General features: G+C 72.1%; 8 protein-coding genes. 5 read left to right on the top strand and 3 right to left on the bottom strand.

What is annotated here, in order from left to right; all coding sequences use genetic code 11:
• Window positions 1-119 precede the first annotated feature (119 nt).
• The gene (locus TR49_RS26855) at window positions 120-2,360 is read right to left on the bottom strand and encodes a D-alanyl-D-alanine carboxypeptidase (protein WP_052434664.1); all 2,241 of its coding nucleotides are present in this window, start codon (window positions 2,358-2,360) and stop codon (window positions 120-122) included.
• Between the two features lie 229 nt (window positions 2,361-2,589).
• On the opposite strand from TR49_RS26855, the gene TR49_RS26850 reads away from it, so the two are divergent.
• From TR49_RS26850 to TR49_RS26840, 3 genes are all read left to right on the top strand, one after another.
• On the top strand, window positions 2,590-3,315 hold the full coding sequence (locus tag TR49_RS26850; protein ID WP_042386358.1) for a GOLPH3/VPS74 family protein: 726 nt from the start codon (window positions 2,590-2,592) through the stop codon (window positions 3,313-3,315).
• Window positions 3,316-3,583: 268 nt separating this feature from the next.
• On the top strand, window positions 3,584-4,444 hold the full coding sequence (locus tag TR49_RS26845) for a helix-turn-helix domain-containing protein (RefSeq protein WP_042371291.1): 861 nt from the start codon (window positions 3,584-3,586) through the stop codon (window positions 4,442-4,444).
• Between the two features lie 181 nt (window positions 4,445-4,625).
• Entirely contained in the window at window positions 4,626-4,835 is a 210-nt protein-coding gene (locus tag TR49_RS26840; protein WP_152627473.1) for a DUF397 domain-containing protein, read from the top strand.
• 61 nt (window positions 4,836-4,896) lie between these two features.
• Here the strand turns inward: TR49_RS26840 and TR49_RS26835 are convergent, their stop codons facing one another.
• Complete coding sequence (locus TR49_RS26835; RefSeq protein WP_042386355.1) at window positions 4,897-5,748, bottom strand: hypothetical protein; 852 nt, start codon at window positions 5,746-5,748, stop codon at window positions 4,897-4,899.
• A 127-nt stretch (window positions 5,749-5,875) separates the two neighbouring features.
• On the opposite strand from TR49_RS26835, the gene TR49_RS26830 reads away from it, so the two are divergent.
• On the top strand, window positions 5,876-6,565 hold the full coding sequence (locus tag TR49_RS26830) for a helix-turn-helix transcriptional regulator (RefSeq protein ID WP_063770179.1): 690 nt from the start codon (window positions 5,876-5,878) through the stop codon (window positions 6,563-6,565).
• A 105-nt stretch (window positions 6,566-6,670) separates the two neighbouring features.
• On the top strand, window positions 6,671-7,456 hold the full coding sequence (locus TR49_RS26825; RefSeq protein WP_042386354.1) for an SDR family oxidoreductase: 786 nt from the start codon (window positions 6,671-6,673) through the stop codon (window positions 7,454-7,456).
• A 52-nt stretch (window positions 7,457-7,508) separates the two neighbouring features.
• Here TR49_RS26825 and TR49_RS26820 read toward each other — a convergent pair whose 3' ends face one another.
• Window positions 7,509-10,142: a bifunctional FO biosynthesis protein CofGH gene (locus TR49_RS26820; RefSeq protein ID WP_042386352.1), complete on the bottom strand. Its 2,634-nt coding sequence runs from the start codon at window positions 10,140-10,142 to the stop codon at window positions 7,509-7,511.
• Window positions 10,143-10,291 lie beyond the last annotated feature (149 nt).

Below are 10,291 nucleotides of genomic sequence, written 5' to 3'. Positions count from 1 at the left end.
GTCCGGTTGATACACCTTCGGCCTGACGTAAAAGCGCGCCCGTCCCGGATGGGACGGGCGCGCTCCGTGAAGGTGATGCGCAGTCAGCTCGCCGGATCGGTCGGGCCGGATCGGTCGGGTCAGGTCAGCCGGGTCAGCTTCGCGCCGAAACCGGGAGCGGTCAGACCGGACTGCAGCGCGACGGGAACCGTCTGCGCTGTCGGGCCGCTGCCGACCACCAGCTCGCCGACGACCGTGCCGGCCGCCGCGCTGTGCGGGACCGCCTTGCCGTCGAGCGGCCGCAGCGAGACGTCGACCGAGAGCCCGCTCCAGCCCGCCACCTGCACGTCCGCGGTCGCCACGACCGGCGTCCGGCCGCCCATCCCGTCATCGACGTAGCCGACCACGTCGCCCTTGTGCGCGATCGTGTGCCCCTGGAGCGCCTGCTCGGCACTGACGACGAGCTTCTTGCTGTTGGCCAGCACCTGGTCGAGGATGCCCTGCCCGGGCCCGCTGCCGATCGCCGGCTGGCTCAGCGTCACACCCACGATCAGCTGGTCCACTCCGCCCACCGACTGCTCGGCCGCCCAGACCAGGTTGCCCAGCGCCGCCGTGCTGGTGCCGGTCTTGATCCCGATCACGCCGTCGTGGCCGACGAGCGTGTTGGTGTTCGGAGTCAGCCCGTTCAGCGGCGAGTCGAACGACTGTGTACCGACGACCTCGCGGAAGACCGGGTCCGCCATCGCCGCGGTGGCCAGCTTCAGCTGGTCGTCGGCGTTGCTGCGGGTCGTCGCGTCCAGACCGCTGGGGTCCGTGTACGTCGACTGCGTCATGCCCAACTGCGCGGCCGTGGCCTGCATCTTCTGCACGAACGCGGCATCGGTGCCGGCGTCCCAGCGCCCGAGCAGCCGGGCGATGTTGTTCGCCGACGGGATCATCAGCATCTGCAGCGCCTTGTACTCGGTGAGCTTCTCCCCGGGCGCGACCTTCTGCACCGATTCGCCCGACTTACTGCCGGTGTTGTAGTCGTCGACCGCACCCTGGTCGACGGTGATCGTCGGCCCGAGCTCACCCGTCTTCAGCGGGTGGTCGTGCAGCACGATGTACGCGGTCATCATCTTGGTCACGCTCGCCAGCGGAACCGGGTTGCCGCTGCCGCTCTTCCCCATCGACCCGAGCCCGGGGACGGAGACCGCGGCCTGCCCGTTGGCCGGCCAGGCGAGCGACAGCCGCCCGCCCGCGAACGCGTAGCTGCCCACGGCGGACTGCTGCAGCTTCGGCGACGGCAGCGGCCGCAGCGCCTGCACCGTGCCGAGGACCAGCACGAGCAGGACCAGCAGCACCCCGTACAGCCGCACCCGCCGCAGCGCGATCCGTGCGGGTGTCATCGGCCGGGCACTGAGACCGGCCAGCACCTCCATCGCCTCGACGGTCGTCTCGGGAGAGTCGGCGACAGCGGTCGCCCCCGCCGGCAGGCCGCGCGCCGGCTCGGCACCGGTCCCGGCCGGCCGGGACGGCCCCGGCGGCGGCGGAAGCGGCGGGAACGCGGACATGGGCCGCGTCTCCTCGTCCGCGACGGACCGCGGCCCGGCGACGACCGGCGGCGTCCCCGCCTCCGGCTCGAGGTCCGGGCCGGCCTCCGGCTCCGGGTCGGCCGCGGCCTCGGGCTCGGGCTCCTCGTCGGTTTCAGCCTCGGCCCCGTCCTCGTCCTCCGCCTCGTCGGGATCCTCGGGCTCGTCCTCAGCCGCGGGCTCCGCCTCCGGGGTCTTCTCGATCACCGCGGCGCGCAGCAAGCGCGTCTCGTCGTCGACGGCTGACTCCGGCTCGGCCTCCTCGGGATCGCCCCCACCCGCGGCAGACTCAGCGCTCTCGGACCGCTCGGCGGAGCCGGACTGCTCGACCGCGGCGGCCTCCGTCGACTTCCCCACGACAGCGGCGCGCAGCAAGCGCGTCTCGTCGGCGACGGCCGACTCCGGCTCCTCGGGATCAGCCTCCCCGGACGCCTCGGGCTCGCCGTCCCCGGCCGCCTCGGACCCCGCCGCCTCGGCCGCCTCGGGCGCCTTCTCGATCACCGCACCGCGCAGCAGGCGCGTCTCGGCGTCGACCTTCGGCTCCGCCGCGTCCGCGTGCTCATCCGCCTCTGCGTCCGCCTCTGCGTCCGCGTTCGCCTCTGCGTCGTCCGCGTCCTCGGCCGCGTCCGTCTCCTCCTCGCGCTCCTCCGGAGTGTCCTCCTCGCGTGCGTCGCGCGGGCGGAGGGTGCGAGTGGGTGAGTCCGTGGGGGTGGGCGCGGCCGGGGTGACCGCCTCGGCCGTCGACCGTTCCGCCTCCTGCTGCTCCTCCGCTCCCGCGGTCCGGTTCGACCTGTCGGGGGACTCACCCACGTAACCCAGCCTCCTCAAGCTCATGCTCATGCCGCTTCTGCCTGGCACCAGTCTCCTGCACCCGCGCGCACATCCGCGCTCGCCAGGCCGCCGACCGGCCGCACGATCAGACGAGAGCCCGCCCGCGGACGGTTCCGAAAGATCACGGCGAGGTGTCACATTCGAGGCCCTCTCGACAGCAGGGTGTGAGAGGCGTCACTCTGTTGTGCATCCACGCGGGGAGGCTTGGATGGGCAGGAGCCGCAGAACAATTCCCGAGGAGCTGCTGTTGCTCGCTCTGGACCCGGCCACGGGTACCACGGCGCAGCCCCAGACGCTCGACCTCGGACTGGCCGGAGCACAGCTCGTCGAGCTGGCCATGGCCGGACGCATCGTCCCGGACGGGGACCGGATCACCGTGGTGAATCCGCGACCGACCGGCGACCCGACCCTCGATCACGCGCTCGAACTGCTGCGCAGACGTGGCAGTGCGGTGCGCGCCGTACAGTGGATCGGCGGCCCGCGACTGGGCCTGCGCCAGACCTATCTCGCACACCTGGAACGGTGCGAGATGGTGAAGGCCGTGCCGGGCCAGGTGTGCGGAGTGTTGCCGACGACCCGCTACCAGGCGTCGGACGACTGCACGAACAGTGCCATCAAGGAACGCCTCGACGCGGCGATCCGGACGGGGGTCCCCCCAGACCCGCGTACCGCCGCGCTCGCCGCGCTGGCCCACTCGGTCGGGCTCGGCAAGCACCTCTACCCGGGCAACGAGGGACGGTCCTGCAGGTCCCGCCTGCGCGACCTGATCCGTTACGACCCTCTCGGCGGCATGGTCGCGCACGCGGTCATGGACGTGCAGAACGGCATGCCGACCACGCAGGTGCGCGCGGGCGGCGGAGCCGCTCGTCCGACCGCGCGTCCGGCAGCCCGGCCCGCCGTCGTCACCGGGATGGTCCGCGCGGGCATCAGGTAGTCCGGGCGACACCAAGCACAGCACGACACGTCAGGCACGACACGCGAGGCGCGACACGCGACACGAGCGGAAGCGGCGGCGAACCACCCTTCGCCGCCGCTTCCTCGCGCTCACCAGGTCTCCAGGGCGGCAGCTGTGGGCGCAGAATCGTTCCGCCTCTGAGCCAATCCGTCAAGAAGCGGGCCGATTGAGCCACATGAGGGCGTGTCGGGATGGCATCCTGGCTGGCTATAGGGGCGTGCCAGTCCATCGATGCCCAGGAGAGACCGTGTCGACCGCCAGTGTCAATCCCACCGTCCGCCGCCGCCGGCTCGGGGCCGAGCTCCGTCGGCTGCGCGAGCAGAAAGGCCTCACCGCGGAGGAGGTCGCGCAGCAGCTGCTGGTCTCCCAGTCGAAGATCAGCCGTCTGGAGAACGGACGCCGCAGCATCAGCCAGCGCGACGTGCGGGATCTGTGCGACGTCTACGGCGTGAGCGATCCGGCGATGATCGAGGGCCTGATGACCATGGCCCGCGAGTCGCGGCAACGCGGCTGGTGGCACGCCTTCGGTGACGTCCCGTACAGCGTCTACATCGGCCTGGAGGCCGAGGCGGTCTCGATCCGCACCTACGAGTCGCTGTTCATCCCCGGCCTGCTGCAGACCCGTGACTACGCGCACGCCGTGGTCGCCGGCATCCAGCCGGAGGCCCAGCCCGCGCAGATCGAGAAGCGCACGGACGTGCGGATGGTGCGTCAGGACCTGCTGCGCAAGAACGACGAGCCGCTGCGGCTGTGGGCGGTCGTCGACGAGGCCGCGCTGCACCGCGTCGTGGGGAGCCCGCAGACGATGCGGGCGCAGCTCGAGGCGCTGATCGAGACCAGCCTGCTGCCGCATGTGACGGTGCAGGTGCTGCCCTTCGGCGTGGGCGCGCACCCGGGTATGACCGCGAACTTCTCCGTGCTGGAGTACCGGGACGCCTCCGACGCGACGGTCGTCTACCTGGAGGGCGTGACCAGCGACCTCTATCTGGAGAAGGAGTCGGACGTCCGCGCCTACGCGACGCTCTACGAACACCTCCAGGCGCAGGCGCTCGGCCCGGAGCAGACCCGCGAACTCGTGGACAAGGTCGCCAAACTGCACACTCGGTGATCGCGAAGTCGCGGAAGAATACACCACGGCCCGGCGAGAGCAGCGGTGCATTCCTCAAATCCTTTCGGATGAGTGAACGCCGACAGTCGACAGTTCCCAGCGGCGGGACGGTGTGGGCAGACTGGCACCCGTAAACGCGATCAGCGGATCGTCAGCTCGCTCCTCCCGACTGGAGATGGAAATGATCACTGAGGACCACCGCGACGGCGCCCTCGACTGGCGCAAGTCCAGCTACTCCGGAGCCAACGCCTGCGTCGAGGTCGCCCGCCCCGCCGACGCCGTCATGGTCCGCGACTCCAAGGACCTGGCCGGTCCGTCCCTCGCCTTCTCCCGTGACGCCTGGCAGTCCTTCCTCGCCGAGGTGGCCACCGGTTCCCTCGACCGCGCCTGACCTGTCGCCCGGCGGGGGCAGACCCCGCGCCCCCACCGGGCACCCCCTGAGCATGTGGCCGTCAGCGCAGCTCGTCGACGTAGGCGTCGGTCCCCGGCAGGGTCGGTAGGAACGGCGCCACCAGCTCCACCCGCGCGCCAGGGACCGCCCCGGCCACCTCCCCGTCCAGGCCGGTGAAGGAGTCCCAGCAGCCGCGCGGGTCCTGCTGCAGGAACCAGAGCAGGGTCAGCCGGGTGTCCGTCCCGTCGACGGGCTTGACGTACGACATGCGGTCGACCGGCAACGGCAGCGGCTCGAAGATCGTGCACATCGCCGCCGGCGAGCCGGACCTGAGCCGGGACGGCAGATGCCGGTCCATCAGCCAGTCGGTCAGCTGCCGTCGCTGCTCGGCCGTCTCGGTGTCGACGACCTCCATCACCAGCCCCTGGTAGGGGTGGTCCAGCGCGTGGATGTCGCGCGGCCCGGCCGCGCCGTCCCGGTAGTACGTGCTGACGTGCTGCTGGAAGGCCGTGAAGACGTGGGTGCGGTCGCGGTAGACGCGGCCGTCCCGGTTCAGCCGCTTGTTGATCTGGACCGTCCAGCGCATGTGCGCCTCGTGGCGGCCCTGGGTGACCCAGTACACCGACAGGTAGCACCCGGCGGTGACCGGCTCTGCGACCGCGGACTTCTCCGGGTACCGCAGCAGCTGCAGCTCGCGGGGGGCGACGAAGCGGCGCCCGGCGAACATCCACGGCATGGCCATCGCGCCCGCGTAGAAGTGGTCGTCCTCGTACCAACGGTTGTAGGCGTACTCGTGGCCCGGCAGGGGCTCGACCATGGTGATCAGAGCACTGCCGATGGCGACGCCGTAGGGGCCGCGCGCGGCCAGCTCGGTGTAGCGCTGCAGTTCTTCCGCGTCATCCGCATCCGTCATGGAGCTGACGGTAAGTCAGATATCGGCAACTGCCCAGAGGAAGCTCCAGGCAGAACCGGCGGGGCTCCGGATGCCTTGTGCGATCGTTGCCTGGGCCGCCCCGCCTTGTCCCTTTAGCATCCGATTCATGCCGAGACGCACCCCTGCCTCCTCCGTCCCGGTTCCGTTCGAGCCAGCGGCGGCCCGTGCCGTGCGCTCCTCCCTCGGACTGAGCCCCGCCATGGTCGCCCGCTCGCTCGCCGAGCAGTACGCGATGCCCGTGCCGCCCGCCCTGGTCATCGCCTGGGAGACCGGCGGCGCACACCCCACCGAGCGCGAACTGATCGCGCTCGCGCGGGTGCTGTGGTGCCTGCCGGGCCAGCTGATGGGCGGCCGCGCGGAGTCGCTGCGCGACCACCGGCTCGCCCTGGACCTGCCCCAGGAGGAGGTGGCCCGCCGGATCCGGGTCACCCCCCGCGAGTACGCGAAGCTGGAGGTGCGCTGGACCGGCGACCGGACCCAGACCCGCGACCTGGCCACCGCGCTGCGGCTCTCCCCGCCCGTGCTGGTCCGCGCCTGCGGCCGCGAGGAGGACCTCGAGGAGCTGCTGCGCCGCGCGGTCGACGGCCGCTGGCAGGCCCAGGTGCGCCCGGTGCGCGACCTCGTGCCGACGCTGTCGGAGGAGTGGGTCACCCACGCGCTCCAGGCCCTCGCCGCCGAGAAGGCCACCTCGAGCGCCCTGTGGGGCGCGAGCGCCCCGGCCACCGCGGCGACCGAGGAGCCGGAGGCGGAGCCGCTGGAGCGTTTCTGGGCGCTCGTCGGTGTCACCCATCTCTGACCCGCGCAGCCCCACCGACCCCCGCCGAACTCCCGACTCTGGCACCCTGCGGCCGGACACCCTACTCTGACGCATCGTCAGAAAAGGGCTATCGGGAGGATCGCCATGCTGCTCGAAGGACGCACCGTCGTGGTCTCCGGCGTCGGGCCGGGTCTCGGGCACCGCGTCGCGCTGGCCGCGGCCCGTGACGGCGCCAGCGTCGTGCTCGGCGCGCGCACACAGGAGAACCTGGTCAAGACCGCCGAGCAGATCGAGGCGACCCGCCCGGGAGCCACCGCGTGGAAGCGCACCGACATCGCCGACCCCGAGCGCTGCGACGCCCTCGCCGCGCTCGCCGTCGAGCGCTTCGGCCGCATCGACGCGGTGATCCACGTCGCCGCCATGGACCAGTCGTTCGGCGGGCTGGAGGACGCCGACTTCGACGAGTGGCGCCGGGTCATCGACGTCAACCTGATCGGCACGCTGCAGCTGACCCGCTCCTGCCTCCCCGCGCTGCGCGAACGCGGCGGTGCGGTCGTCATCGTCGGCACCCAGTCCGCCATCGCCGCGCCGTCCCAGGTCCGGCAGGCCGCCTACGCCGCCTCCAAGGGCGCGCTGACCAGCGCGATGTACAGCATGGCCCGGGAGCTCGGCCCGTCCAGGATCCGCGTCAACACGGTGCTGCCGGGCTGGATGTGGGGCCCGATGGTGGAGGCCTACGTCACCTGGACCGCGACCGGCGAGAACGTCCCGCGGGAGGAGGTCGTGGGGCGTCTGAGTGAGCGGGTCGTCCTGCCGGAGCTGGCCACCGACGGGGACGTCGCCGAGGCCGCGATCTTCCTCGCCTCCGACCGCGCCCGCGCGATCACCGGCCAGTCGCTCCTGGTCAACGCGGGCGAGATCATGCGCTGACCGGTGACCGGTGACCGATGACCGGTGTCCCGGGCGGGCTCCGGAACGCCCCTTACTCGACCACGGGCAGCAGCTCCGGCAGGTGCCCGTCCGAGGCCAGCGCGGCGGCGCGCCGCTCGGCGGGAACCTCGCCGTAGAGGGTGGTGCGCTGGGCGGCCGGACGGCCGGCCGCGGCGGCGACCGCCTCCAGGTCGCGGATGGACTTGTAGCTGCCGTAGGCGGAGCCGGCCATCCGGGAGATGGTCTCCTCCATCAGCGTGCCGCCCAGGTCGTTGGCGCCGCTCCGCAGCATCTGAGCGGCGCCCTCGGCGCCGAGCTTGACCCAGCTGGTCTGGATGTTGGGGATGCGCCCGTGCAGCAGGAGCCGGGCCATGGCGGTGACGGCCCGGTTGTCGCGCATCGTGGGGCCGGGCCTGGAGATGCCGGCGAGGTAGACCGGCGCGTTGGTGTGCACGAACGGCAGCGTCACGAACTCCGTGAAGCCGCCCCGTCCGGCCTCCAGCGAGCGTTCCTGGATCTGCGCGAGCAGCCGCAGGTGGCCGAGCCAGTGGCGGGGCTGGTCGACGTGCCCGTACATCATCGTGGACGAGGACCTGATGCCCAGCTCGTGCGCGGTGGTGACGACCTCGACCCAGGTCGCGGCGGGCAGCTTGCCCTTGGTCAGCACCCAGCGGACCTCGTCGTCCAGGATCTCTGCGGCGGTGCCGGGGATGGTGTCGAGCCCGGCCTCCCTGGCCTGCGCGAGCCAGTCCCTGATGGACAACCCGGTCCTGGTCGCGCCGTTGACGACCTCCATCGGCGAAAAGGCGTGCACGTGCATGCCGGGCACGCGCTCCTTCACCGCCCGGGCGATGTCGAAGTAGGCGGTGCCGGGCAGGTCCGGGTGGATGCCGCCCTGCATGCACACCTCGGTGGCGCCGACCTCCCACGCCTGCTCGGCGCGGTCGGCGACCTGGGACAGCGAGAGCGTGTAGGCGTCGGCGTCGGTGCGGCGCTGCGCGAACGCGCAGAAGCGGCAGCCGGTGTAACAGACGTTGGTGAAGTTGATGTTGCGCGTGACGCAGTAGGTGACGGTGTCGCCGACGACGTCCCGGCGGACCGCGTCGGCGACGGAGCAGAGCGCGTCGAGCGCGGGGCCGTCGGCATGCAGCAGCGAGAGCGCCTGCGGGTCCGTCAGCCGGCGCGGGTCGTCGGCGGCGACGGCGAGCGCCTCACGCACGTCCGCGTCCAGTCGCTCCACTCCCGGACGATCAGGGGCGCCCGCCGCGGCCGCCACCTCGCGCAGCGACTCCCAGTCGCCGTAGACGTCGTCGAAGTCCGCCCGACGGTCACCGCTGCGGCCCCCACCCGGGCCCTCGGCATCGATCTCGACGTGCAGTTCGGTGCGGCCGGTGGCGGTGAACACCTCCTCCGGCTCCTGCCACGGCAGGCCGACCGGGAAGGCGTCCTCGCGGGCCAGGCCCGTCTCCGGGTCGGCCAGCGCGCGGACGTGCGGCAGCACCCTCGGGTCGAGCCACGGCTCGCCCTGACGCACGTACTCGGGGTAGACGCAGAGCCGCTCGCGCAGCTCGAAACCGGCGGCGCGGGAGCGCTCGGCCAGTTCCTCGATCTGCGGCCAGGGACGCTCGGGGTTCACGTGATCGATGGTCAGCGGCGAGACGCCGCCCCAGTCGTCGACGCCGGCGCCGATCAGCCGCTCGTACTCGCTGTCGACCAGGTTCGGCGGGGCCTGGAGGCAGGCCGACGGGCCCAGGATGTGCCGGGCCACGGCCACCGTGGCGACCAGGTCGTCCAGCTCGGCGTCCGGCATGCCGCGCATCGCGGTGCCCGGCTTGGCCCGGAAGTTCTGGATGATCAGTTCCTGGATGCCGTGGTAGGCCCGGGAGATCCGGCGCAGCGCGAACAGGGACTCCGCCCGCTCCTCGTGGGTTTCGCCGATGCCGATCAGCAGCCCGGAGGTGAAGGGGACGGACGAGCGGCCCGCGTCCTCCAGCACCCGGAGCCGCACGGCGGGCTCCTTGTCCGGGGAGCCGTAGTGCGGGCCGCCCGGCTCGGACCAGAGCCGGGTCGCGGTCGTCTCGAGCATCATGCCCATGGACGGGGCGACCGGCTTCAGGCGCTGGAAGTCCGTCCAGGACATGGCCCCCGGGTTGAGGTGGGGCAGCAGGCCGGTCTCCTCCAGGATGCGGACGGAGACGGCGCGGACGTAGGCGATCGTGTCGTCGTAGCCGTGCGCGTCGAGCCACTCGCGCGCCTCCGGCCAGCGGTCCTCCGGCTTGTCGCCGAGCGTGATCAGCGCTTCCTTGCAGCCGAGCGCCGCGCCCCTGCGGGCGACGTCCAGCACCTCGTCCGGGGACATGAACATCCCGTGCCCGGCTCGGCGCAGCTTGCCCGGGACGGTGACGAAGGTGCAGTAGTGGCAGGTGTCGCGGCACAGCCGGGTGAGCGGGATGAAGACGCTCTTCGAGTACGTGATGACGCCGGGCCTGCCGGCCGCCTCCAGCCCCGCGTCCCGCAGCCGGGCGGCGGACGCGGCGAGCTCCGTGAGGGCCTCACCGCGCGCCTGGAGCAGCACCGCGGCCTCGGCGACGTCGAGGGCGACGCCGGTCCGCGCGCGGTGGACGGCGCGTCGCATGGCGTTCTCGGTCGGCTGCACGCCCGGCTGCGCGTTCGACTGGTCCTTCATGAGGTGAACCATACGCGGATCTGCCGGACCGGCCCTTGAGTAACCCTGAGATCGTCTCAGGGTTCCGTAGTCCGACGGGTGGAAGCGGCTTTGCGCCCGTGGGCCGATGCCGTGTCGGTGGGGTGAGGCGTTCAATAGCAGCGTGGGAA

It is taken from the genome of Streptacidiphilus melanogenes (assembly GCF_000787835.1).
In the GTDB taxonomy this organism is placed as follows: Bacteria; Actinomycetota; Actinomycetes; order Streptomycetales; family Streptomycetaceae; genus Streptacidiphilus; species Streptacidiphilus melanogenes.
This window is presented reverse-complemented; position numbering and strand designations above follow the sequence as displayed.